The sequence below is a fragment of the Actinomycetospora aurantiaca genome, from assembly GCF_037401875.1.
Taxonomy (GTDB): Bacteria; Actinomycetota; Actinomycetes; order Mycobacteriales; family Pseudonocardiaceae; genus Actinomycetospora; species Actinomycetospora aurantiaca.
In genome coordinates, this window is the sequence record NZ_JBBEGN010000006.1 from 139,377 (window position 1) to 162,781 (window position 23,405).

At 74.3% G+C, this 23,405-nt stretch carries 24 protein-coding genes; 13 read left to right on the forward strand and 11 right to left on the reverse strand.

Annotated features, from left to right (window positions below; genetic code table 11):
• Positions 1-47 precede the first annotated feature (47 nt).
• On the forward strand, positions 48-1,169 hold the full coding sequence (sfnG, locus tag WCD74_RS14475; RefSeq protein WP_337695556.1) for a dimethylsulfone monooxygenase SfnG: 1,122 nt from the start codon (positions 48-50) through the stop codon (positions 1,167-1,169).
• Here the strand turns inward: sfnG and WCD74_RS14480 are convergent.
• Positions 1,160-1,651 (reverse strand): hypothetical protein, encoded by a 492-nt coding sequence (locus WCD74_RS14480; RefSeq protein ID WP_337695557.1) that lies wholly within the window; start codon positions 1,649-1,651, stop codon positions 1,160-1,162. The genes sfnG and WCD74_RS14480 overlap by 10 nt on opposite strands.
• A complete protein-coding gene (locus tag WCD74_RS14485) occupies positions 1,648-3,036 on the reverse strand; it encodes a molybdopterin-dependent oxidoreductase (protein WP_337695558.1) in 1,389 nt (462 codons plus the stop codon). The genes WCD74_RS14480 and WCD74_RS14485 overlap by 4 nt, the downstream gene beginning before the upstream one ends.
• Positions 3,037-3,196: 160 nt before the next feature.
• On the opposite strand from WCD74_RS14485, the gene WCD74_RS14490 reads away from it, so the two are divergent.
• Together WCD74_RS14490 and WCD74_RS14495 are read left to right on the forward strand one after the other, a co-directional pair.
• Positions 3,197-3,415, forward strand: coding sequence for a dodecin (locus tag WCD74_RS14490; RefSeq protein WP_337695559.1), 219 nt, complete (start codon positions 3,197-3,199; stop codon positions 3,413-3,415).
• Between the two features lie 81 nt (positions 3,416-3,496).
• Complete coding sequence (locus tag WCD74_RS14495; RefSeq protein WP_337695560.1) at positions 3,497-4,735, forward strand: MFS transporter; 1,239 nt, start codon at positions 3,497-3,499, stop codon at positions 4,733-4,735.
• An 82-nt stretch (positions 4,736-4,817) separates the two neighbouring features.
• Here WCD74_RS14495 and WCD74_RS14500 read toward each other — a convergent pair whose 3' ends face one another.
• Positions 4,818-6,311 (reverse strand): glutamate-cysteine ligase family protein, encoded by a 1,494-nt coding sequence (locus WCD74_RS14500; protein ID WP_337695561.1) that lies wholly within the window; start codon positions 6,309-6,311, stop codon positions 4,818-4,820.
• Positions 6,312-6,661: 350 nt separating this feature from the next.
• Positions 6,662-7,204 carry a bifunctional nuclease family protein gene (locus tag WCD74_RS14505; RefSeq protein ID WP_337695562.1) on the reverse strand — a complete coding sequence of 181 codons (543 nt, stop codon included), beginning with the start codon at positions 7,202-7,204 and terminating at the stop codon, positions 6,662-6,664.
• Between the two features lie 216 nt (positions 7,205-7,420).
• Here WCD74_RS14505 and WCD74_RS14510 point away from each other — a divergent pair, with 216 nt between their 5' ends.
• Together WCD74_RS14510 and WCD74_RS14515 are read left to right on the forward strand one after the other, a co-directional pair.
• On the forward strand, positions 7,421-8,254 hold the full coding sequence (locus WCD74_RS14510; RefSeq protein WP_337695563.1) for a TrmH family RNA methyltransferase: 834 nt from the start codon (positions 7,421-7,423) through the stop codon (positions 8,252-8,254).
• Positions 8,251-8,934: a DUF2537 domain-containing protein gene (locus WCD74_RS14515; protein ID WP_337695564.1), complete on the forward strand. Its 684-nt coding sequence runs from the start codon at positions 8,251-8,253 to the stop codon at positions 8,932-8,934. The genes WCD74_RS14510 and WCD74_RS14515 overlap by 4 nt, the downstream gene beginning before the upstream one ends.
• Here WCD74_RS14515 and sepH read toward each other — a convergent pair.
• Together sepH and serC are read right to left on the reverse strand one after the other, a co-directional pair.
• Complete coding sequence (gene sepH / locus WCD74_RS14520) at positions 8,931-9,866, reverse strand: septation protein SepH (RefSeq protein ID WP_337695565.1); 936 nt, start codon at positions 9,864-9,866, stop codon at positions 8,931-8,933. The two genes, WCD74_RS14515 and sepH, sit on opposite strands and share 4 nt — an antisense overlap.
• A 90-nt stretch (positions 9,867-9,956) precedes the next feature.
• Positions 9,957-11,084 carry a phosphoserine transaminase gene (gene serC, locus WCD74_RS14525; protein WP_337695566.1) on the reverse strand — a complete coding sequence of 376 codons (1,128 nt, stop codon included), beginning with the start codon at positions 11,082-11,084 and terminating at the stop codon, positions 9,957-9,959.
• A 139-nt stretch (positions 11,085-11,223) separates the two neighbouring features.
• On the opposite strand from serC, the gene pdxH reads away from it, so the two are divergent.
• Positions 11,224-11,871, forward strand: coding sequence for a pyridoxamine 5'-phosphate oxidase (gene pdxH / locus WCD74_RS14530; RefSeq protein ID WP_337695567.1), 648 nt, complete (start codon positions 11,224-11,226; stop codon positions 11,869-11,871).
• Positions 11,872-11,893: 22 nt separating this feature from the next.
• Positions 11,894-13,195 carry an MFS transporter gene (locus WCD74_RS14535; protein ID WP_337695568.1) on the forward strand — a complete coding sequence of 434 codons (1,302 nt, stop codon included), beginning with the start codon at positions 11,894-11,896 and terminating at the stop codon, positions 13,193-13,195.
• A 100-nt stretch (positions 13,196-13,295) separates the two neighbouring features.
• Here the strand turns inward: WCD74_RS14535 and WCD74_RS14540 are convergent, their stop codons facing one another.
• The 3 genes from WCD74_RS14540 to WCD74_RS14550 are packed head-to-tail and all read right to left on the reverse strand — an operon-like array spanning position 13,296 to position 16,134.
• Positions 13,296-15,143 (reverse strand): serine/threonine-protein kinase, encoded by a 1,848-nt coding sequence (locus tag WCD74_RS14540; RefSeq protein WP_337695569.1) that lies wholly within the window; start codon positions 15,141-15,143, stop codon positions 13,296-13,298.
• The gene (locus tag WCD74_RS14545; protein WP_337695570.1) at positions 15,143-15,928 is read right to left on the reverse strand and encodes an FHA domain-containing protein; all 786 of its coding nucleotides are present in this window, start codon (positions 15,926-15,928) and stop codon (positions 15,143-15,145) included. The genes WCD74_RS14540 and WCD74_RS14545 overlap by 1 nt, the downstream gene beginning before the upstream one ends.
• On the reverse strand, positions 15,925-16,134 hold the full coding sequence (locus tag WCD74_RS14550) for a hypothetical protein (protein ID WP_337695571.1): 210 nt from the start codon (positions 16,132-16,134) through the stop codon (positions 15,925-15,927). Before WCD74_RS14550 ends, WCD74_RS14545 begins: the two co-directional genes overlap by 4 nt.
• 61 nt (positions 16,135-16,195) lie before the next feature.
• On the opposite strand from WCD74_RS14550, the gene WCD74_RS14555 reads away from it, so the two are divergent.
• Positions 16,196-17,194: a sensor histidine kinase gene (locus WCD74_RS14555; RefSeq protein WP_337695572.1), complete on the forward strand. Its 999-nt coding sequence runs from the start codon at positions 16,196-16,198 to the stop codon at positions 17,192-17,194.
• A 29-nt stretch (positions 17,195-17,223) separates the two neighbouring features.
• Positions 17,224-18,366, forward strand: coding sequence for a sensor histidine kinase (locus WCD74_RS14560; RefSeq protein ID WP_337695573.1), 1,143 nt, complete (start codon positions 17,224-17,226; stop codon positions 18,364-18,366).
• Here WCD74_RS14560 and WCD74_RS14565 read toward each other — a convergent pair.
• A complete protein-coding gene (locus tag WCD74_RS14565; protein ID WP_337695574.1) occupies positions 18,363-18,968 on the reverse strand; it encodes a response regulator transcription factor in 606 nt (201 codons plus the stop codon). The genes WCD74_RS14560 and WCD74_RS14565 overlap by 4 nt on opposite strands.
• A gap of 54 nt (positions 18,969-19,022) precedes the next feature.
• On the opposite strand from WCD74_RS14565, the gene WCD74_RS14570 reads away from it, so the two are divergent.
• From WCD74_RS14570 to WCD74_RS14580, 3 genes are read left to right on the forward strand one after another with little or no spacing between them, the layout of a single operon-like run.
• Positions 19,023-19,583, forward strand: a complete 561-nt coding sequence (locus WCD74_RS14570) for a dihydrofolate reductase family protein (protein WP_337695575.1) — start codon at positions 19,023-19,025, stop codon at positions 19,581-19,583.
• Positions 19,584-19,611: 28 nt separating this feature from the next.
• On the forward strand, positions 19,612-20,172 hold the full coding sequence (locus tag WCD74_RS14575; protein ID WP_337695576.1) for a dihydrofolate reductase family protein: 561 nt from the start codon (positions 19,612-19,614) through the stop codon (positions 20,170-20,172).
• On the forward strand, positions 20,163-21,128 hold the full coding sequence (locus WCD74_RS14580; protein WP_337695577.1) for an aminoglycoside phosphotransferase family protein: 966 nt from the start codon (positions 20,163-20,165) through the stop codon (positions 21,126-21,128). The genes WCD74_RS14575 and WCD74_RS14580 overlap by 10 nt, the downstream gene beginning before the upstream one ends.
• Here the strand turns inward: WCD74_RS14580 and WCD74_RS14585 are convergent, their stop codons facing one another.
• Positions 21,129-21,554: a MarR family winged helix-turn-helix transcriptional regulator gene (locus WCD74_RS14585; protein WP_337695578.1), complete on the reverse strand. Its 426-nt coding sequence runs from the start codon at positions 21,552-21,554 to the stop codon at positions 21,129-21,131.
• Positions 21,555-21,625: 71 nt separating this feature from the next.
• Between WCD74_RS14585 and WCD74_RS14590 the strand changes: the two genes are divergently transcribed.
• Positions 21,626-23,404 carry an ABC transporter ATP-binding protein gene (locus tag WCD74_RS14590; protein WP_337695579.1) on the forward strand — a complete coding sequence of 593 codons (1,779 nt, stop codon included), beginning with the start codon at positions 21,626-21,628 and terminating at the stop codon, positions 23,402-23,404.
• The last annotated feature ends 1 nt before the right edge of the window (position 23,405 follow it).

The following is a 23,405-nucleotide window of genomic DNA, read 5'->3' on the forward strand; positions in this document are numbered from 1 at the left end:
GCCCCCGTCGTCTCGCACGTTCCCGCACGCCTCGAGGAGGCACCCCCATGTCCGTCGGCACCCCGTCCGACCCCCTGAAGTTCGCCTACTGGGTCCCCAACGTCTCCGGGGGCCTGGTCACCAGCGGCATCGAGCAGCGCACCGACTGGAACTGGGACTACAACCGCGAGACCGCGATCGCCGCCGAGAACTCGGGCTTCGAGTACGCGCTCTCCCAGGTCCGGTACATGGCCAGCTATTCGGCCGAGTACCAGCACGAGTCCACCTCGCTGTCGCTCGCCATCATGATGGCCACCGAGCGCCTCAAGGTCATGGCCGCCGTGCACCCCGGCATGTGGCACCCGGGCGTGTTCGCCAACTTCGGCGCCACCGCCGACCACCTCACCGGCGGCCGGTTCGCGACGAACGTCGTGTCCGGCTGGTTCAAGGGCGAGTTCACCGCCTTCGGCGAGCCGTGGCTCGAGCACGACGAGCGCTACCGGCGCACCGAGGAGTTCATCGCCTGCCTCAAGGGCATCTGGGAGCAGGACAACTTCGAGTTCAAGGGAGACTTCTACCGCTTCCACGACTACTCGCTGAAGCCCAAGCCGCTCAACACCCCGGAGCGTCCCCACCCCGAGATCTTCCAGGGCGGGAACTCGACGGCGGCGCAGAAGATGGCCGGCCGGGTGTCGGACTGGTACTTCTCCAACGGCAAGGACTTCGACGGGGTCACCGAGCAGCTCGACGTCATCAACGCCGAGGCCGCCGCCCACGACCGCAGCGTCAGGTTCGGGCTGAACGGCTTCATGATCGTCCGGGACACCGAGACCGAGGCCCGCGACACCCTGCGCGAGATCGTCGACAAGGCCAATGTCGAGCAGGTGCAGGGCTTCCGCGACGCCGTGCAGCAGGCCGGGAAGTCGGCCTCCGACGGCAAGGGCATGTGGGCGGAGTCGTCGTTCGAGGACCTCGTCCAGTACAACGACGGCTTCAAGAGCCAGCTCATCGGCACCGCGGAGCAGGTCGCGGACCGGGTCATCGAGTACAAGAAGCTCGGCGTCGACCTGAACCTCCTGTGCTTCCTGCACGTCAAGGAGGAGATCGAGCAGTTCGGCGAGAAGGTGCTGCCGATCATCCGCGAGAAGGAGGCCGAGCTGGCCGAGCGCCCGCTCGCCGCTCAGGCGTGAGTCGCCGGTCGGGCCGTCCCTCGGGCGGCCCGGCCGAGCCGGACCGCGTAGATCACCGCGCTGCCCAGGAACAGCACCCCGGTGACGAGCAGCCAGTTCTCGAGGATCCCGGCGGTGCCGAGGCCGGAGGTGAAGCGCAGCGCGTCCTCGCCGTGGCTCGTGATCGTCGGCAGGTAGATCAGCCCGAGCACCGCCGACCCGAGGACCGGCGCCCGCACGTGGTTGACCGCGGGGACGAGCACCGGCCGGTCGGCCCGCCGCCGGGCCCACCGGGCGAGGCGCAGCGGCTGGTCGGCCAGGGCGTACAGCGGGTAGAGCACCAGGTCGTGGCCGATCACGGCACCGAGGAACCAGATCAGCAGCGCGAGCCAGGTCGGGTCCTCCCACAGCATCGACACCACGTAGCCGACCAGCGCGAAGCACGCGATCAGCACGAGCAGGTGCAGCGGGTTCGCGCCGTACAGGCGTCGCCAGAGGCTCATGTCGCGCCGGTCCGGCGGAAGTCGATCGACGCGACCCACTTCGTGTTGTGAACCCCGGGCAGCGCCGGGACGATCACGCGCGCCGGGAAGCCGTGGTCGGGCGACAGGTCGGCCATCGGCCCGCCGTCGTCGTCGCCGACCCGCAGGGCGAGCAGTGCGTCGGGGTCGAGGACCTGGTTGGCCTGCAGGGTCGCGCGGGCGAAGGCCCCCGAGGTCTCCACCGACTGCACGAACGCGTTGTCCGGGGCCGACACGCCCGCGAGCGCCGCGAGGTCGCGCAGCCGCACGCCGCTCCACGTCCGGGTCGTCGACCAGCCCTCGACGCAGGCGATCGGCAGGACCGCGGTGTGCTGGGGCATGGCCGCGAGGTCGGAGCGCGACAGCGACACCTCGCCGGTGCCGCCGGTCAGCCGCAGCCGCCAGCCGTCGCCCAGGGCCGCCGGGTCGATGCCCGAGCCCGCCAGCGTGCGGTTGATCTGGAAATCGTTCGGCCCGTCGCCGTAGGACTGCCCGCGCGGGGAGAGCACGGCCAGGGGCCGCAGCGCGTCCCAGGTCTGGCCGATACTCAGCACGCCGACCAGCGCCGACCCGCCCCCGACCAGCCCGAGCAGCCCCCGTCGGGACAGGGTCGGCCGGCCCGGGTCGACCGGGGCGAGACCGTGCGCGTCCACCGGTTCGGGCTCGGTGGTGGCGGGGGAGTCGTGCAGCCAGCGGTCGAAGGCGCCCGTGCCGTGCGGGCCGCGCCGCAGCGCGCGGACCATTGTCGGGAACTTCAGGACGACGTGGGCGACGAAGCCGCCGATGAACACCCACGCCCCGTAGTAGTGCGCGGTGTAGAAGCCGAAGCCCCACGAGTAGTCGTACTGCGCGTTCATCAGCCCGGTGACGAACTCGAACAGGATGCCGCCGACCAGGGCGAGCAGCGAGATCCGCTCCAGGAGCTGCGCGACGCTCGTCACCGGCGGCCAGGCGAACAGCTTCGGGACCACCGACCACAGCTTCGCCAGCACGACCGGCGTGAGGACCATGCCGCCCACCACGTGCAGCCCCTGGGTGAGCCGGTAGAACCACGACGGGTCGGTCGGCCAGTCGAAGAAGGGCAGGTGCAGGCCACCGACGTCGGCGGGGATGGCCTGGCCGAACTGCGGGCCGTAGGCGATGTAGGACATCAGCCCGGTGAGCACGACGATCGTCAGGCCCACCAGCAGGACGGCCCCGAACACCGAGGTCAGCCAGGTACCGCGCAGCGGGCTGCGCCAGGTCCGCGGGTGGAAGGGCGGCGGCACGGGGATCCTCCCGAGCCCGCGCCAGAGGCCGGCCGGGAAGCCGTAGGTGGGTTCCGGGGCGGTGCGCGGGGGAACCTCGTCGCGGGTCGCCTGCGCCATGCCGCCCTCCTCTCCGTCCGTCTGCCGGTCCACTCTCCCCGACGGCGGGTCCCCACGCCGTGAGGGCCTGCACCGGGTGCCCGAGTGGGTGTCCGGACGAGAACGGGTACCGGTTCGGTGGGTGGGCGGACCCCCACCACCATCGAGCGAGGAGGCCCGCGTGGCGGACAACATCTACCGGAAGACCGAGATCGTCGGGACGTCGGAGAAGGGTGTCGACGACGCCATCGCCGGCGCCATCAAGCGCGCCGCCGAGACCCTCCGCCAGATCGGCTGGTTCGAGGTCAAGGAGATCCGCGGCCACGTCGAGGACGGGAAGATCCAGCACTACCAGGTGACGATCACCGTCGGGTTCGCCCTCGAGGACACGAAGTCGTAGTCGGCCCGGGTCGGCGGCCCCCGGGGTTCTCGGGGGCCGGACCCAGGATCGTTAGGTAAACTCACGACACGTGATGGCCCGGTGACCGCGCAGGCGACGATGTTCGCGTCGCTGCGGGTGCGCAACTACCGGCTCTTCGCCGGCGGACAGGTCGTCTCCCTGGTCGGCACGTGGATGCAGCGCGTCGCCCAGGACTGGCTGGTCCTCAACCTCTCCGGCGGGAGCCCGGTCGCCCTCGGCGTGGCCGCGGCCCTGCAGTTCGGCCCGACCCTGTTCCTGTCGCTGGCGGGCGGGGCGATCGCCGACCGCTTCGACAAGCGCCGGATCCTCATGGGCCTGCAGGTCGGCATGGGTGCGTGCGCGCTGGTGCTCGGCCTGCTCGACGTCACCGGGACCGCGACCCTCGGCGTCGTCTACGTCCTGTGCTTCCTGCTCGGCTGCTTCTCCGCGGTCGACGCCCCCGTTCGGCAGTCCTTCGCCGGGGAGATGGTCGGCCCGGACTCGCTGACCAACGCCGTCGCGCTGAACTCGATGACGTTCAACACCGCGCGGATCGTCGGGCCGGCGGTGGCGGGCCTGATGATCGCGGCGGTCGGCACCGGCTGGGTGTTCCTGGTCAACTGCGTCACCTTTGCGGCGGTGCTCACCGGTCTCGCCCTCATGCGACCGGGGGAGATGTTCGCCTACGAGCGCGCCGGCCGGTCCCGGGGCGCGGTGCGCGACGGGCTCCGCGAGGTCCGCCGCCGCCCGGACCTCGTCCTGCTGCTGACCGTGGTCTTCTTCGTCTCCACGTTCGGCATCAACTTCTTCATGACCCTCGCCATCACCGCCCGCCTCGTCTTCGGCCGTGGGGCGGAGTCCTACGGGCTGCTGACCTCGGCGCTCGCGGTCGGCTGCCTGCTGGGGACGTTCGTGGCCGCCCGCCGCGTGGGGCGCCCACGGCTGCGGACGGTGCTGATCGCGGGCCTGTTCTTCGGCGCCGCGGAGCTGTTCACGGGCGTCATGCCGACCTACCTGCTCACGGCGCTGCTGCTCGTCCCCACCGGTCTCGGCCAGCTGGTGTTCACGACGGCGGCCAACTCGGCCGTGCAGCTCGGCGTCTCGGAGTCGATGCGCGGGCGCGTCATGGGGCTCTACGTCCTCGTGCTGCTCGGCGGGACCCCGCTCGGCGGCCCGGTCCTGGGCTGGATGGCCGACACCTGGGGCGGACGAGCCCCGCTCGTCGTCGGCGGGGTGCTGACGATGGCGACGGTGGTCGTGGCGGCCGGTGTCCTCGCCTGGCAGGCCCGCCGCGCCCGGTCGGTGCCGGCGCCGGCCTGACATCCCCGTCGAGTGCTCCATCAGGCAGGTTCGCGGGGTCCACGACCTGCCGGGTGTCACACTCGGCGGCTCAGGAGCCCGGTTACGTCAAGGGCCAGGCGTGCACGGGGATGTTCTCGGCCATGTTGCTCACGTAGCGCTCGAGCATCCGCGCCATCGCCGTGGGCCGCGTGCAGCCGTCCTTCTCGAGCGCGTGCACCATCGAGGTCTGCCACGAGGCGCCCGTGCACCCCGTCCGGCACCGGGCCTCGATGACGGCGAGGTAGCGCTCGGCGACGTCCGGGTCGACCCCCCACGCCTGGAGGCCGGAGCGGGCGAGCGGCAGCAACCGGTCCAGGACGAGCCGGTCGACCGGGACCGTGCCCTCGCCCGGCCAGAACAGCTGCGCGTCCAGCCCGTGCTGGGCGCCGGCCACGAAGTTCTCGTGCGCGGCCGCGAAGGTCATCGAGGTCCACGGCGGGTGCTCCAGGGCCACGAGCGCCCGCACCAGGCCGTAGAAGAACAGCGCGTTCGCGACGGCGTCGATGGCGGTCGGGCCCGCCGGGAGGACGCGGTTCTCCAGCCGCAGGTGGGCGACGCCCTCGGCGACGTCGTACACCGGCCGGTTCCACCGCCAGACCGTCCCGGAGTGCAGCCGCAGCTCGTGCAGCTGCGGGGCGCCGCCGTCGTCGAGGACCGCCAGGGGGTCCTCGTCGTCGGTCAGGGGCAGCAGCGCGGGGAAGTAGCGGACGTTCTCCTCGAACAGGTCCGTGACCGAGGACGCCCACCGGTCGCCGAACCACACGCGCGGGCGGACGCCCTGGTTGCGCAGCTCGACCGGGCGGACGTCCACCGACTGCTCGAACAGCGGGACCCGGGTCTCGGCCCAGAGTCGGTGGCCGAGCAGGAACGGCGAGTTGGCGGCCAGGGCCACCTGCACCCCGGCGATCGCCTGCGCGGCGTTCCAGTGCGCGGGGAACGTCTCCGGGGTGAGCTGGAGGTGCAGCTGCAGCGAGGTGCACGCGGCCTCGGGCGCGATCGAGTCGACGTCGAGGACGAGGTGCTCGGGCGGGTGCGAGGCGGCGCGGTCCGGCTCGGCGATGTCGAGGTGGAACGGCTCGCCGCGGGCGCCGACCATCTGCCGGTTCAGCAGGTCGTAGCGGGGGTCGTCGGTGAGCTGGTCGGAGTCCAGGTGCTCCGGGCGCAGCGTCGGCAGGATGCCGATCGTCACCGGTGTGGCCCCGACGACGGCGGCCGAGCGCCGGGCGCAACCGATGGAGGCGACGACGTCGTCCTCGAGCTCGCAGGCCGACGCGCCGGGCAGGGTGCGCGGGGGCAGGTTGATCTCGAGGTTCCAGCGGCCGAGCTCGGTGGTCAGCAGGTCGGAGGCCGACCGGTCGAGCACCGCGTGGTTGAGCATTGCGGGGCTCATGCCCTCGTCGACGAGGGCGAGCTCGAGCTCCACCCCGGTGCGGAGCTCATCGGCGGCGAAGCGGCCCTCGGCGACCATCCGACGCAACGCCTCCAGGCAGCGGTGGACCTTGCTGCGGTAGGCGTCGCGGTCGGACAGGACGGTGCGGGCGACGACCCGGCCCATCAGTGCCGGGTCCCGGCTCCCGTCGTCGGACACTCCGGTGGTGGGCTGCCGACCCGGTCGGAGTCGCCGGGAACGTGCGCCGAGCTGGTCGGTACGGCGGTCGGCCCCATCAGTGCCCGGCTCCCTCTCTCGACCCGCGCTCCCGACGGTCGGTCCCGTCCGGGAGCCGGTACGCGCTCGTCCCCGACCCGGCAACGGTGACACAGCGCTGTGTCACGCACCAGGGCCCGACACCGTTCGCCTCGTCATAGCGTCCGTTCAGCGGAGACACTCGGATCTCCGCCGCCGTTGGGCGCACATGCAGATGCGGTGACCGCAGACGGGAAGCGAACAGGTGTGGACGAAAGGCGTCACGAACCGCGGCCGAAGTCCTCGGGCGAGACGTTGTCGAGGAACGCCCGGAACCGGTCGACCTCCTCCTCGTCGGGGACCCCGGAGTCGCCCTCCGCGCCGGACGCGCTCTCCGACTCGTCGTCGTCGACCAGCACACCGGCCTCGACGAGCACCGCCTCGGTGGCGTGGATCGGCACGTCGACGTGCAGGGCGATCGCGATGGAGTCGCTGGGGCGCGCCGAGACGCGCAGCCCCCGGTCGAACACGAGGTCGGCGTAGAACGTGCCGCCGCGCACCTCGGTGATCTCGATCCGCTCCAGGGTGCGTCCGAGGGCCGACACGACGTCGGCGATCAGGACGTGCGTGAGCGGCCGTTCGGGCAACCGGCCCTGCTGCTCCAGGGCGATCGCCTCGGCCTCCGCCAGGCCGATCCAGATCTGCAGGCACCGCTTGCCCGTCGTCTCCTGGAGGAGCACGACGGGGTGCCGGTTGGCGTCCGACGCCGCCTGTTGCGCCGCGTCGTCGACGGCCAGGACGCCGACCACCCGCATCTCGCTCACGTCTTCGCCTCCCGTGACCGGGATCGGTCCGCCCGTCCCCGGTCGAGCTCCGCCGGAGTCTTCCCGGCCGAGTCCATCCTGTCAGCCACGGACCGCGCCGTCTCCGGTCGAGCGCGCCCGGCGGGTCCCACCCGGGCATGCCCCGTGCCCCCGCCCGGCACACCACGGACGGGCCGGGGCCCGTCCCACCCGTCACGGGAGATCACATCTGGAACGATGCGGCCCGTGGTGCGGATCGTGGACCTCGGGGCCGTCGGCGTCCCGGCGTCGCCCTCGCTGCTGGACGACTTCCGCGACCTGTCCCGCGCCGACCGCCGGCCGGACCGGCCCGGCGGGAGGGGCCTGGTGCTCGCGGAGGGCACCGTCGTCGTGCGTCGCCTGCTCGCCTCGCCCTACCCGCCGCGGGCCCTGCTCGGCGTCCCGCGGCGCATAGACGAGCTGGCCGCCGAGCTGGACGGGCTCGACGTCCCGGCCTTCGTCACCGACGCCGCGACCATGGCCGACGTCGTCGGGTTCCACCTCAACCGCGGCGTCCTCGCGAGCGCCGACCGGGCACCCGTCCCGGACCTGGGGGCGCTCCTCGCCGCCGCGACACGGGTCGCGGTGCTCGAGGGGGTCAACGACCACGAGAACCTCGGCTCGCTGTTCCGCAACGCCGCCGCCCTGGGCGTCGACGCGGTGCTCCTGGCGCCCGGCTGCGCCGACCCGCTCTACCGGCGCAGCGTCCGCGTCTCGATGGGGCACGTCCTGCGGGTGCCGTTCGTGGCCGGGACGTGGGAGGAGCTGGTGTCCGCGCTGCGGGCCCACGGCTACGTCCTGGGCGCCCTGACCCCGGCCGGTGACGTCGGCCCGGCCGCGCTCGCGGACCACCCGCGGGTCGCCCTGCTGCTCGGCGCCGAGGGGCCGGGCCTGTCCGCCGAGGCTCTCGCGCTCGCCGACCACCGGGTCCGCATCACGATGGTGCCGGGCGTCGACTCGCTCAACGTCGCGACGGCGGGGGCGGTCGCCTTCCATGCCGTCGGCAGCCCGAGCACGGCGGGGTGCGGGTGAGCGTTCTCGAGGTCGCCGCCCGACGCGGCCGCGCGCTGGTGGGCGGCCATCCCGTCGGGGGGTCCGCCGCCGACGAGGGCTGGGGGTACTACGCCGCCGGTGCCGACCTGCCGCCGGCGCTGGTGGAGGAGCTGGACGCCTGGGCCCGGGCCGCGGACGCCGCGGAACGGGCGAGTGCGGGCCCGCGCTCGTCGGAGGCCGTGCGCGTGAGCCGGACCGGGCGGCACCTGGCCGCCCGGGTGTCGGTCGCCCTGCGGGTCCCGGTCGACTACCGCGACCCGGTCACGGGGCTGCGCATCCCGCTGCGCGCGGTCACGACGGCGCCGCGCGTCCCCCCGGTGCCGCTGCCCGCTCGACGCCGGGGCAGGCGGACGCCGGGTGGCACCGTCTCCACGGTCTTCACCGAGCCCACACCGTGGGCGACGGGGCTGACCCTGGCCGCGATCGTGGCGGGCCTCGTCCTGGCGGCGAACCTGACCCTCGCGCTGCCGCTCGTCGCGGGCCTCGGGTGGTTCGGCGTGCTGATCGACCTGGTGGTCGTCGCCGGGCTGCTGCCGGCGCTGTGGCTCAACCGCGGGGTGCCCACGTGGCGGTGGGCGGTCTGGGGAGCGTTCGTCGGGATGGGGTTCGCCGTCCCGCCGCTGGTGGTCGCGGCCCTCAGCGCGACCCTGGCGGTCTAGCCGCGGGGCGAGCGCACCCCGAGCAGGACGTCCTCCCACGAGGGGACGATCGGGTGCGACTTCTGCCGGCCGCGTGCGCCTCCACCGCCGTCGTCGCGCCCGGGGTCGGTGCGCCCCTGGTCGCGCGAGCGCGGCGTGCGCGGGGACGACGGCCGTTCCGGGGCGCGCTGGTCGGGCACGCTGCGCGACCCGCGTCCGCCGCGAGGCGCACGGGGAGCGGGCCCGCCCCCGACGGCGACGGCGGGTGCGTCCGGTTCCTCGGCGGGCTGCTCGGGCTCGACCTCGGGGGTCTCCTCGGCGACCGGCCGGGCCGCGCGGCCGTCGGCGCGCCGCGGGCCGGAGGCGGGGGCGAGCCCCATGACGTCGCGGGCGGCCTCGTCGCGCGGCGCCGCCGCCCCCCCGGCGGGACCGGGCGTGTAGGTCCAGTGCGCGAGGTGGTCGGAGTGCCCGGCGCGCCAGGCCATCGCCACGACCCAGGCCCCGTCGTCGCTCTTCCAGGCGTCCCAGGTGGCCTCCCCGGCGTCCTGGCCGCGCCCGGCCAGCACCCCGGAGATGATCTCGCCGAGGGTGCGCGCCTCGGTCGGGGCGCCGCCCTCGGGCGGCACCGGTCGGGCCCGCCGCGCGATCTCGGCGACCCGCGAGCGCTCCAGCAGGACCGGGTAGGCGAACCGCTCGACGTGCGCCGCCGGGACCCCCGCCCCGGCCGCGACGTCGGCGACCGACTCGCCCCCGCGGATCCGCGCCTGGATGTCGCGCGGCCGCAGCGGCGAGGTCGTCTCGATCTCCATCTGGCCGAGCCGGCGCACGTCACCGCGCGCGGCCGCCCGCAGCCGCTCGTCGGAGGGGACGGTGAAGCGCTCGTGCCGGATCGGATCCTCGAGGATCACCGTGGACGTGTCCTCGCCCAGGCCCACGACCCGGAGCTCGCGCATGTCAGGCCTCCCCGTCGGCGATGTGCAGCCACCGCGGTCGACGCTAGGCGAGCACCTGCCCCGGTCGAGGGAGGCGCGCCGGGACGAGGGTCACGCGCCCGTGAGCGCCCCCACCACGTGGTCGATGCACTCGGTCAGCTTCGACACGTCGTCCGGGTCGACCGCCGGGAACATGCCGATCCGCAGCTGGTTGCGGCCGAGCTTGCGGTAGGGCTCGGTGTCGACGACCCCGTGCGCGCGGAGGATCCGCGCCACCGCGGCCGCGTCGACCTCGTCGGTGAAGTCGACCGTCCCGACCACCTGCGAGCGGTGCGCGGGCTCGGCGACGAACGGCGTGGCGAACGACGACTTCTCCGCCCAGGCGTAGAGCCGGTCGCTCGAGTCCTTCGTGCGGCCGGTGGTGAAGTCCATGCCGCCCGCGGCGTTCATCCAGTCGACCTGCTCCGCGAGCATGATCAGGGTGGCGACGGCGGGGGTGTTGTAGGTCTGGTCCTTGCGCGAGTTGTCGATCGCGGTCGTCAGGGACAGGAACTCGGGGATCCAGCGGTCCGTCGCGGCGATCTCGTTCACCCGCTCCAGGGCCGCCGGGCTCATCAGGGCGATCCACAGCCCGCCGTCGGAGGCGAACCCCTTCTGCGGGGCGAAGTAGTAGACGTCGGCCTGCGACACGTCCACCGGCAGGCCGGCCGCCCCCGAGGTCGCGTCGATCGCGACGAGCTTCCCCTCGCTGCCCCGCGGCCGGGCGACGGGGACGGCCACCCCGGTCGAGGTCTCGTTGTGCGCCCAGGCGATCAGGTCGACCGAGGGGTCCGAGACCGGCTCGGGCGCGGTGCCGGGGTCGCTCGGGACGATGATCGGGTCGGTGAGGAACGGGGCGCCCGTCGCGACCCCGGCGAACTTCGAGGAGAACTCGCCGTAGGTCAGGTGCAGGGACCGCTCCCGGATCAGCCCGACCGCCGCGGCGTCCCAGAACGCCGTCGACCCGCCGTTGCCGAGCACCACCTCGTAGCCCTCGGGCAGGGCGAAGAGTTCCGAGAGCCCCGCCCGCACCCGCGCGACCAGGTCCTTCACCGGCTTCTGCCGGTGCGAGGTGCCCATGACGTCGGCCGCGTCGGCCACCGCGCGCAGCTGCTCGGGACGCACCTTCGAGGGCCCGCAGCCGAAGCGTCCGTCGGCGGGCAGCAGGTCGGCCGGGATCGTCACTGATTCAGCGGTCACGCCGCCCATCCTCGCAAGCCCGCCCGAGGAGTTGCTGTGCCCTGGCGCACCCCGCGCCGCGTGCTGCTCGGAGTACCTGCGATTTGTCCCATCTCTCACGGTCTTCCCGACGAGCGCCGGTGCTGCCTACCGTGGCCGGGTGAACGCACCGATCGCGAATCTGCGTGTCGACTATCGCGCGGGCGAACTCGAGGTGAACGATCTCGCGTCGACCTGGCACGAGCAGCTCGCGGGGTGGCTGGAGGCGGCCCGCGGCGCCGAGCTGCCCGACCCGAACGCGATGGTGCTCGCGACCGTCGACGACGAGTACCGCGTCACCACCCGCACGGTGCTGGCGAAGGACATCGACGCCCGCGGGGTCACGTTCTTCACCAACTACACCTCGGAGAAGTCCCACCAGCTGCGGCAGACGCGGCAGGCCTCGGCGACGTTCCCCTGGTACGGGCTCCAGCGGCAGGCGACCGTGATCGGCGCCGTCGAGCTCCTGGGCAAGGAGGAGACCGCGGAGTACTGGCGGGGCCGTCCGCGGACCTCGCAGCTCGGGGCGTGGGCGTCGCCGCAGTCGGCGACCGTGCGCGACCGGCAGGCCCTCGAGGACCTGTACGCGACCGTCGAGGCGCGCTTCGGCGACGGCGAGATCCCGCCGCCGCCGCACTGGGGCGGGTGGCGGCTGACCCCGACCCACGTCGAGTTCTGGCAGGGCCGCACCTCGCGCCTGCACGACCGGCTGCGGTTCCGGTTCGAGCCGGTCCGCGGCGCCTGGGTGGTCGAGCGCCTGGCGCCGTGAGGTCGGCGTCTAGGATCGTGAGGTGAGCGAACGATCCCGGGGCCTGTTCGCCGACACCACCCCGCTGCGGACGCCCGCCTTCCGCCGGCTCTGGACGGCGGGGGTGGTCACGGTCGTCGGCGCGCAGCTGACGGTGGTGGCGGTGCCGTTCCAGCTGTACGAGATGACGGGCTCGTCGGCGTGGGTGGGGCTCACCGGTCTGTTCGGCCTCGTCCCGCTCGTGGTCTTCGGGCTCTGGGGCGGGGCGATCGCGGACGCGGTCGACCGCCGGATGCTGCTCGTGGTGTCCGGGATCGGCATCGCGGTGACCTCGGCCCTGCTCGGGGTGAGCGCCCTGACCCACCTCGGCGGGCCGTGGACGGTCCTGGTGATCTTCGCGGTGCAGACGGCCTGCCTGGCGGTGAACCAGCCGACCCGCTCCGCCGTCCTGCCCCGCATCCTGCCGCTGGACCAGCTCCCTGCCGCGAACACGCTGTGGTTCACGGTGCAGCAGATCGGGGCGTTCGCGGGTCCGCTCGTCGGCGGCGTGGCCCTGGCCTTCATCGACGTCGGGGTGCTCTACCTCGTCGACACCGTCTGCCTGACGGCGTCGATCTGGGCGGCCTACCGGCTCCCGCGCCTGCCGGTCTCCGACGACGCGCAGGGCGGGGTGCGCGGCGTCCTGCACGCGATCCGGACGAGCGCCGGGCTCCGGTCGGTGATCGACGGGTTCCGGTACGCAGCGATGTCGAAGGTGCTGCTGGTCAGCTTCCTCGCCGACCTCGTCGCGATGGGCTTCGGGATGCCGCGCGCCGTGTTCCCGGAGGCGGCGATCGAGACCTACGGCGGCGGCCCGGCCTACGGACTGCTGTCCGCGTCGATCGCCGGCGGCGCGGCCCTCGGCGGCCTGCTCTCCGGGCGGCTGCACGGGATCGCCCGGCAGGGGATCGCCGTGACGGTCGCGGTGTGCCTGTGGGGGGTGGGGGTCGCGCTGGCCGGGCTGACCTCGATCCTCTGGCTCGCCGTCCTGCTGCTCGCTGCCGCCGGCGCGGCGGACCTGGTCAGCTCGGTCTTCCGGTCGACGATGCTGCAGACCGTCGCCACGGACGAGATGCGCGGCCGCATGCAGGGCGTGTTCGTGGTCGTCGTCGCGGGAGGCCCGCGTGTGGCCGACCTGTGGCATGGCTGGGCGGCGGACGCGGTCGGGACCGGTGCCGCGACCGCGATCGGTGGCGTCGCGGTCGTCGTCGGGATGCTCGCGGTCGTCCTGGCCTTCCCCGCCTTCTGGCGCTACCGCGCCCCGACGGCGGGGACGCCGGAGGACGCACCGACGAGCCAGGCCTGACGGTCAGGCCCGGGGGCCGTGACGAGCGGACCCTCACATGGCTCCGGAGCCCCTCGCGAGCCCCGTGAGGGCCCGTTGATCACCCGGACACCGGTCGCGATCAGGCCGGGGGGAGCCGGTTCGCCATCCCCTCCGCGAGCGTGCGCGCCTGGTCGCAGCGCACCTCCGACGGCCCGCCCGCGACCGAGGCCGACGTCAGCTGCCCCGGCCGCCCGTCGCGGGGCGGGCCGAGCCACACCCACACCCGGCAGCCGCTGTCCGTCGAGCTCGCCCAGGCGCTCCGGCCGCCCGCCGGCGGCAGCGGTCGGCCGTACTGGGCGGGTGTCGCGTCGTCGGTGGTGAAGTAGAGGTCGATCTCGCCGCCGCGCCCGAAGGAGCACGACCAGCGGGCGAACCCGGCCCCGCCGCGGGTGGGCGCGACGTCGGGGACGGCGCGGCCGAGCTCCTCGGACGGGAGCAGGGCGCAGGCGTCGGCGTCGGCGAAGACGAACCGCTGCGGGCGCGCGGGGTCGGCGACGATCCCCTCGGCGTCGAGGGTGCGGGACACGACGGCCGTGCCCGCGTCCGCGAGGCCGCACGTGCCACCGGCGAGGCCGGAGGACGACGCCTCGACCCGGACCTGCGTGCCATCGGCAATCGTCAGCACCCGGGGGCAGCCGTTCGAGGCCGCGCTCTCCGGTGTCCGCGCGAGCGTGGCAGCGCCGACCACGCCGGTGGTCGTGTCTGGCGGCAGGGTCGTCCGGGGGGAGTAGAAGGTCGCGGTCACCGTCCCGGACCCGCCGTCCTCCCCGCGCAGCGTCGCGGTGCACCCGCTCGGGTTGTAGGCCGGGCCGAGCGTCACGGTGCCGAACGCCCCGAGGGCGTCCGGGTCGAGCAGGGCGCAGGGGTCGGCCTGGTCGGCGGGCACGTCGAGGGTGCGGGCGGCGATGCTCGCGGGCATCGTCAACGGGTCCGGGGCCGCGAGGCGGATCGCGACGAGGACCCCCGCTGCCACCAGCAGCACCGCTGCGGCCGCCCCGGCGAGCAGCCACCACCGCCGTCGGGACGGAGCCGGGGCCTCACCGGTCAGGGTCGGGGTCCCCGGCCCCGACGACGGGGCCGGGTCCGGCCCGGTCCGCACGGTCGGCTCGGAGGGCCGCCGGGCGTGCGCGTCGAGCAGCTCGGCGGCCGTGGCGGCGTCCGGGCGGGTGGACGGGTCGTCGGCGAGCAGGCGCAGCAGCAGCGGCCCGAGGGTGTCCGCGTGCTCGGGCGGCCGGGGCGGCTCGGTGGCGACCCGGTACATCAGCCGCAGCGCGTTGCCGTCCGTGCCGTGCGGCGGGGCGCCCTCGAGCGCCCGGTAGAGCGTGGCCCCGAGGGAGTAGACGTCCGCGGCCGGCGTCGGGTCCTCGCCGCGGGCGACCTCGCGGGCCATGTAGGCGGGCGTGCCGGAGACGACGTCGGTCGCGGTGAGCTTCGTGGCCTCGCCGGTGCCCCGGGAGATGCCGAAGTCGGTCAGCTTGACCGTCCCGTCGTCGGCGAGCAGGACGTTGCCGGGCTTGACGTCGCGGTGCAGCACGTCGTTCGCGTGCGCGGCCGCGAGCGCCGTGGCCACCGCGGCCCCGATCCGCGCCACCTCGACCGTGTCGAGCCGGTCGTCGAGCGCGTCACCGAGGGTCCGCGACGGGACGTACTCCAGTACCAGCCACACATCGTCGCCGGACTCGACGACGTCGTAGGTCGCCACGACCTGCGGCACCCCGCGCAGCCGCGCAGCGAGTCGGGCCTCCCGCAGCACGCGCGCCCGGGCCACAGAGGCCTCGTCGTCGGGAAGGCCCGCGAAGCCCACCCGCTTGAGCGCGACCGTCGTCTCCAGCGTCTCGTCTCGGGCCTCGTAGACCTCGCCCATCCCGCCGCGGGCGACGAACCGGACGATCCGGTATCGGTCCGCGAACAGCTCGCCCGGCTCCATCACCCCTCCAGCAGACGCAGATCCGGCGGGACGATCGTCGTCGAGACCAGCAGCTCGGTGACGAGGTTGTGGTTGAGCGCGTTGCCCACCGGCTCGCCGACCTCCTCGCGGGTCAGGCTCCGTACACCGGCCGCCGCGAGCCGCTTGCGGACCCCGACGACGCACCACTCCGCCTTCTTCGCGGTCCACCCGGCGGCCGGACGGAGCTCGGCGAGCTCGGCGGCGACCCCCGCCCAGGTCTCCGGCCGCGGGTGCGCCTCGTGGCGCAGGTAGCGCTGGCCCATTGACACGAGCGCGAGACGCTCGTCGTCGGTCAGCTGCCACACCGGCGGCGCGGTCGTGGCGTCCTCCGGCTCCGCGCTGTTCCCGACGACGGGTCGCCCGGCCACGCGGACCTCCACGAGGTGCTCGCGGTCGGGCCCGGTGCGGATGAACAGCGGCGTGTAGACCGCCCCGAGGGGCTCCTCGTGCCCGGCGAGCAGGAGCGCGGACCCGGGCAGGCGGATCGGCAGCGAGCCGGTGTTGCGCAGGGTCCAGCGGTCGCGGTCGTAGCAGAGGACGCCGTGCCGGCGGCTGACGCGCGGGTCGCCGTCGCCCACGCAGACGTGCACCTCGGGCTCGTTGCGGCCGAAGACCACCGGGAACCGCGGCCGGGGCTCGACCCGGATGCCGCCACGGCCGCCGAGGACGAACAGGGTGCCCGGCACGGCGTCGGGCACCCCGCGCGCGAGGCTGCCCGAGCCCGGGGGCAGCAGCTCGACCGGCGCCACGAGGTCCCCCCTCATCGGTCCGCCCCGGCCGTGATCGGCCGCGATGTGGTCACCATTCCCCCGATCGGAGTGCGGTATGCCGGGTCGTCCGGTGGCCGGGCGACGTCCGTCAGGGCGACGACCAGCGCCACGGCGGCCATCAGCGCCAGCGCGCCGAGCCCGGCGAGGATCACGATGCCGAGCCGGTGGCGACGGTGGGCTGCGTCCGCGTTCTCGTCCATGCCGGCGAGCCTCGCGCCGGTGCCCCGGGACCCCTCCCGGGCGTCTCGTACCCTCCGCCGGGTGACGACCCCGACGCGCGCCGACCGCTCCGTCCCCGCGCTGGTCGTGGCCGTCGTGGTCGGGTACGCGGTGCTGTCCTACGCCGCGATCGCACCGGGGCTGAACCTCGTCGGGGCGCTGCTCGCGCTGGTCCTCGCGGTCGGGATCGTCGGCCTCCAGCTCGGCTACGTGAGCCGGCCGGGGGTGCGCCGGACGCGGGAGGGGATCGCCGTCGCGCTGCTGGCGATGGCGTGCCTGGTCTCCGTGCCCCTGGTCGCCCTGAGCTTCGGGTGGATCGCCTTCGCGGGGTTCCTGGCGGGGAGCCTGCTCGTCCTCCTGCCGTCGCGGGCCGGGCTGGTCGGGGCCGCCGTCGTCGTGGTGGCGGTCGGCCTCCTCGTCGGACCCGTCGCGGGCGCGCCCGTGCTCTCGGCGGTGGTGTCGGCGGTCGGGGCCGTCGTGACGGCCCTCGTGATCGACGGCCTCACCCGGCTGCTGCACCTGACGTGGACGGCCCGGCCCGCGGTGCGGGAGGCCGCGCCGGCGGCGGCGATCGAGGCCGCGCCGACGGAGGAGCCGGCCGAGGAGCCCGAGGGAGAGTCGGCTGAGGAGCCCGCCGAGGAGCCGGCGGAGGAGCCGGCCGGTGAGTCGGCCGTTCCGGCGGCGCTGGTTGCCGCGCTCCGTGCGGCCCGGGCGGAGCTCGCGGAGAAGGAGGTCGAGCTCTCCGTGCTCGGCGAGGACGTGGAGCTGCCCGAGGACGTCGGCGAGGACTTCGCGGCCCTGGTGCGCGTCGCCTCCGCGCACGCGGCCCGTCACGACGGGGCCTCGTCCTGTCACGTGACGATCGCCCGCCGGGAGACCGAGGCGCGCATCGTCGTCACCCACGACGGCGCGACCGACGACCCCGCCCCGGCCGACTTCGAGGCGCTCGGCGAACGGTTCGACGCCCGCGACGGGTCCGTGCTGGCCGAGCGCGACGACGAGCAGTTCACCGTCGAGGGGCGACTCCCGATCGCGACGTGACGCCCGGTCGGCGCCCGTAGGATCGCCGGGTGACGTCCCCGGGGGTCGAGGAGGCACGGGCGTCGGGGCTCTACGTCTCCGACACGGCCGCGCGGCTCTCGCGGGCCGTGGTCGTGACCGTCTGCGCCGCGTACGCCGTCGTGAACCTCGCCGGCGCCTACACGAACTACCGGGGCGTCGACGCGGTGGTGTGCACCCTGTGCGCGGCGGCGATCCTGACCCTGCAGCTGACCTGCTTCTCCCGGCTCGGCGCTCCCCTCGGGTGGGCGGGTCGCGCCGTCGCCCTCGCGGCGATGGCCGTGCTGGTCTACCTCCCGGCCGTCTGGCTGGGGGTCCCGTTCCTGGCCTTCGGTGGATTCCTCGCGGGCAGCCTGCTGCTCGCCCTGCCCTCGTGGGCGGGGGTGCCCGCCTACCTCGCGGTCACGGCGGTGGCCGGGGTCCTGCAGCGCCGGGTGGAGGGCCTCGAGCCGGACTCGCTGTACTCGATCTTCTACTCGATCTCCGCGACCGGGCTCACGGGCCTGGTGATCTTCGCGCTGAGCCGGCTCGCCCGCTTCGTCCGGCAGCTCCACGACGCCCGCGACGAGCTGTCCCGGATGGCCGTGGCGCAGGAGCGGCTGCGGTTCGCCCGGGACGCGCACGACCTGCTCGGCCTCAGCCTGTCGGCGGTGACGGTCAAGGCCGAGGTGGTCGACCGGCTCGTGGACACCGATCCCAAGGCCGCGCACTCCGAACTGCGGGAACTGCTCGCCGTGTCCCGGCGGACGCTCGGCGAGGTGCGGATGGTGGTCGCGGGCGCCGCGGAACTGTCGCTGCCCGAGGAGCTGCGCTCGGCGCGGTCGGTGCTCGACGCCGCCGGGGTGGACGTCTCGGTGCTGGGGGAGGACGTCGAGCTCCCGGACGCGGTCTCCGCGCTGTTCGCGACGATGCTGCGCGAGGCGGTGACGAACGTGTTGCGGCACGCGAAGGCCGGGTCGTGCCACGTCGCGATCGCCCGCCGTGGGGACGAGGCCCGCCTCGTCGTCACGAACGACGGGGTCCAGGAGGCCGCGGACGACGCGGGTGGAGCCGGGCTCGAGAACCTGCGGCGACGGTTCGGCGGGCTCGGCGGGTCCGTGGTCGCCGAGCGGGACGTCGACGAGTTCAGCCTGGCCGGGCGCCTGCCGGTCTAGATCCAGCCCTGCTCGGCGGCGATCCGCACGGCGTCGACGCGGCTGCGGGCGTCCAGCTTGCCCACCGCCGACGTCAGGTAGTTGCGGACCGTCCCGGCCGAGAGGTGCAGGGTGCCGGCGACGTCGTCGACGGTGTCGCCGCGGCCGACGAGGCGCAGCACCTCCAGCTCGCGGGCGGCCAGGGGACACCGGTCGGCGTCGTCGGCCGCGCGGGCGAGCTCGTCGGCCACGACCCGGCGCCCGACCGCCACCTCGCGGATCGCGGCCGCGAGCCGTGCCGGCGGTGCGTCCTTGAGGACGAACCCGTGCACGTCGGCGTCCAGGGCCCGGCGTACCACGGCGGCCTGCCCGAGGCCGGTGAGCACGAGGATCCGGCAACCGGGCAGGACGGTCCGCAGCTCGGCGGCCACGGAGAGCCCGTCGCGGCCGGGCAGGTCGACGTCGAGCACCGCGACGTCCGGCACGACCTCGCGCGCCCGCGGAACAATTGCCGTCCCTTCGGCCAGCTCGGCGACCACCTCCAGATCGGCCTCCGCGGAGAGCAGCGCCACCAGGGCCCCGCGGATCATGTGCATGTCCTCGGCCACCAGCACCCGGATCACGGTCGTGAATTCTTCACTACCGCCGCGGCTGGGCGGTTCGCGAACCTCGACGGCATGACCCGACGGATCGTGATCACGCAGAACATCACCGTCGACGGCGTCGTCGAGGCGCTCGACTGGTTCACCCCCGAAGGCGACGGCGACGTCTCCGACCTCATGCCGCTGCTCGCCGAGGCCATGGAGCGGGAGGTCGGGTTCCTCGTCGGTCGCCGCACCTTCGAGGACATGCGCGGCTACTGGCCGCACCAGACCGACGACACGACCGGTGTCACCGCGCACCTGGACGCAGTGGAGAAGTTCGTCGTCTCCTCGACGCTGACCGACCCGGCGTGGGCGAACTCCACGGTCCTGCGCGGCGGGGAGCACCTGGCCGACGAGATCGCCGGGCTGCTGAAGGAGGGCCCGGACGGCGACGTCGGCGTCACCGGCTCCATCGAGCTCTGCCACGCCCTGCTGGCGGCCGACCTCGTCGACGAGCTCCGCCTCTACACCTACCCGGTCGTGCTCGGCCGGGGCCGCCGGCTCTTCCCGGACGGTGTCGAGCTCCGCCCGACGCTCGTCGACGCCCGGGCGTTCCGCTCCGGCGTGAGCCTGCAGACCTACCGCCTGCACTGACCCACCCGCCGCACCGAGAGGAGCACCGATGACCCGCCGACTCGTCCTCACCGCCCACACCAGCCTCGACGGCGTGGTCGATCCCGTCGAGGACCTCCTCGCCCTGGACGACCACGACGGCGACGAGCTGCAGGACGTCCTGCTCGAGGCCCGCGCCACCGAGGTCGGCCTGCTGATCGGCCGCCGGACCTTCACGACGCTGCACGCCGACTGGGCGTCCCTGCCCGCGGACCCGACCGGCACGGCGCGCCACCTCGCCGCGATCGACCGGTACGTCGTCTCGACGACCCTGGACGACCCGCCGTGGGCCACCGCGGTCCTGCGCGGCGGCGACGGTCTCGCCGACGACGTCGCGGAGGTGCTCAAGGAGGGGCCCGACGGAGACGTGGGCGTGGTCGGCAGCGTGGGCCTCGGCCACGCCCTGATCGCGGCCGACCTGCTCGACGAGCTGCGGCTCGTCGTCCATCCCCGCGTCCTGGCGCGCGGCCGTCGGCTGTTCCCGGCCGGCCACTCGGCGCGCGGGCTGCTGCTCGCCCGGAGCCGCGTCCTGCACTCGGGCATCGCGGTGCAGGAGTACCGGTGGCGGTGACCGCGCCGTGGGAGCGTGACGCCGTGGCGATGGACGACGACGCACGGGCGGACCGGACGGCGCGGGCGGTGGCGGCGGCGCGGGCCGTCGCCGCGGAGCACGGGGTCGCCGCCGGCGAAGCCGTCGTGCTGCACGACCTGTTCTCGGTGGTCGTGCACCTCGCGCCCGCGCCCGTCGTCATGCGGATCCCGACGGTCCTCCCGCCGTCGCGTCGGGCCGACCCGGCACGCACCCTGGCCGAGCGCCGGGACGAGATCGCGGTCTCCGTGGCGCTGGGCGACCTCGGCTTCCCGACGACGAAGCCGTCCCCGCTGCTCCCGTCCGTCCCGTTCGAGTGCGACGGCTTCGTCATGACGGCGTGGGAGCACGTCGAGGTCCTGCCGGACGCCGAGCTCGACGACCCGCCCGGGTACGTGGCGGACCTGCACGCGGCGCTCCGGGGCGTCGACCTCCCGTGCTTGCCCTTCCTCGTGTTCTGGGACGACTGGCTCACCGAGACCCTCGACCTGCTCGCCGACCTCCCGGAGCTCCTCGCCCCCGCCGACCTCGCGCTCGCCCGCCGCGAGTACCAGCGCGTCGACGAGGTGTTCGGTTCCCCGGAGGCGTTCGCCGCCGCGTTCCCGCACGCGGGGGTGCAGCCGATCCACGGCGACGGGCCCACGCACAACGTGCTCGCGACGCCCGCCGGCCCCGTCGTCACGGACCTGGAGCACGCCTGCCTCGGGCCCGTCGAGTGGGACCTGGCGATGACCGGGCCGGAGTTCGTGAGCGCCTACGACGCGGCGACGGTGCTCCGGGGCGGACGCCCGGCGGACCGGGAGCTGCTCGCCCTGTGCGAGTCGGCGCGGTGGCTGCAGATCGTGTGCTGCCTCGGCCTTGCGCCCTGGTCCCCGCCGGACCTGGTCGACGGCATCCTCCCGCTCGTCGACGTCTGGCGGGGCACCATCGGCGACTGATCAGACGTCCTGGGTGAGCAGGAGCCGCAGCAGCCGCTCCAGGTCCGCGCGGTCGTCGTCGCCGAGCCCTGCGAACACCCGGTCCGCCTCCTGGGCGCGCGCGTGACGGATCTCCCCGGCGAGGCTCACGCCGGTGTCGGTGACGACGACGAGGGTGGCGCGCCGGTCCGCGGGGTCGGTCTCGCGGCGCACGAGGCCGCGCTCCTCCAGCGCGTCGACCACCTCGGTGGCGCTCCGCGGCGCGATACCGAGGTGCTTCGCGAGGGCGCCGGGGCGCACGGGGCCGTGGCGCATCAGCGTGCCGAGGGCGCGCAGCTGCGAGGGCGTGACGTCGTAGGGCGCGAGGGCATCCCGCCACGAGTGCCGCAGCCGGCGGGCGACGGCCCAGAACAGGTCCCCGACCGAGGTGGGTTCGCCGTCCTCCACGGGAACACCGTAGCGGAAGACGCTGTTGTAGCCTCATGATGAGGTTACCTCAGTAATCGAAGGAGACGCCCTTGCCCCGCCCCTCACAACTCTCCGCGGAGGAACGCCGGCGCGACCGCGAGCAGGCCAAGCAGGTCTCGCTGCGCCGCATCGCCCGGCTGTTCGCCCCCCACCGGTACTCGCTCGCCGTCGTCATCGCCGTGATCGTGGTGTCCTCGATCGTCGGGCTGGCCTCGCCGTTCCTGCTGCGCGAGGTCATCGACGTCGCGCTGCCGCAGCGCGACGTGCGCCTGCTCGTGTGGCTCGTCGTCGGGATGGTCGCGGTCGCCGCGGTCACCGCCGCGCTCGGCGTCGTGCAGACCTGGATCTCCACCGCGGTCGGCCAGCGCGTGATGCACCGGCTGCGCACCGACGTGTTCGCCCACCTGCAGCGGCTGTCCCTCGGGTTCTTCACCCGCACCCGCACCGGCGAGGTGCAGTCGCGGATCACGAACGACATCGGCGGCATGCAGTCCGTCGTCACCTCCACCGCCACGTCCATCGCGGCCAACCTGACGACGGTGGTCGCGTCCGCCGTCGCGATGGTCGCCCTGTCCTGGCAGCTCTCGCTCGTGACGCTGCTGGTGCTGCCCCCGGCCGTGCTGCTCTCGCGGCGCGTCGCCCGGCTGCGGCGCACCATCACCGCGCAGCGCCAGCGCGAGCTCGCCGACCTCAACGTCACCATCGAGGAGGGCCTGTCGATCGACGGCGTCCGCCTCTCCCGCACCCTCGGCACCGGCGACGCGCTCGTCGACCGGTTCACCACCTCGTCGCGACGCCTGACCGACCTGGAGCTGCGCAGCCAGCTCGCCGGCCGCTGGGTCATGGCGACGATGTCGATCGTCTTCGCCGCGATCCCCGCCCTGATCTACCTCGGCGCGGGCCTGCCCTGGACGGCGGGCGCGCTCTCGATCGGCACCCTGGTCGCGTTCACCACCCTGCAGGCCGGGGTGTTCCGCCCGCTGTCGGCGCTGCTCGACGTCGGGGTGAACGTGTCGGCCTCGCTGGCGCTGTTCGCGCGCATCTTCGAGTACCAGGACACGGTGATCGAGGTCAGCGACCCCGACCACCCCGTCGACCTGCCTCAACCGCGGGGCGAGCTGCGCCTGGAGCACGTGACCTTCGCGTACCCGGGCGCCGATCGTCCGGCGCTGGACGACGTCTCGCTGCACGTGCCGGCCGGGACGACTCTGGCTCTCGTGGGGGAGACCGGCAGCGGCAAGTCCACGCTCGGCTCGCTGGTCGCCCGCCTGCACGACCCGGACGCGGGCCGCATCACCATCGACGGCGTCGACCTGCGTGACCTGCGCCTGGACGACCTCGCTGCCGTCGTCGGCGTCGTCAGCCAGGAGACCTACCTGCTGCACGACACCGTGCGGGAGAACCTGCGCTACGGAAAGCCGGACGCCACCGACGCCGAGATCGAGGCCGCGACCCGGGCCGCCCAGGTGCACCACGTCATCGAGGCGCTGCCCGAGGGCTACGACACCGTGGTCGGGCCCCGCGGGCACCGGTTCTCCGGTGGCGAGCGCCAGCGCCTGGCCATCGCCCGCACCCTGCTGCGCAACCCGCGCGTCCTGGTGCTCGACGAGGCCACCTCCGCGCTGGACACGGCGACCGAGCGCGCCGTCCAGGAGGCCTTCGACGCCCTCGCCGTCGGCCGCACGACCCTGACGATCGCGCACCGGCTCTCCACCGTCCGCGACGCCGACGCCATCGCGGTGCTCGACCACGGCCGGGTCGTGGAGTCCGGGACCCACGCCGACCTGGTCGCCGGGCACGGCCGGTACGCGGAGCTGACGGCCGCCTGAG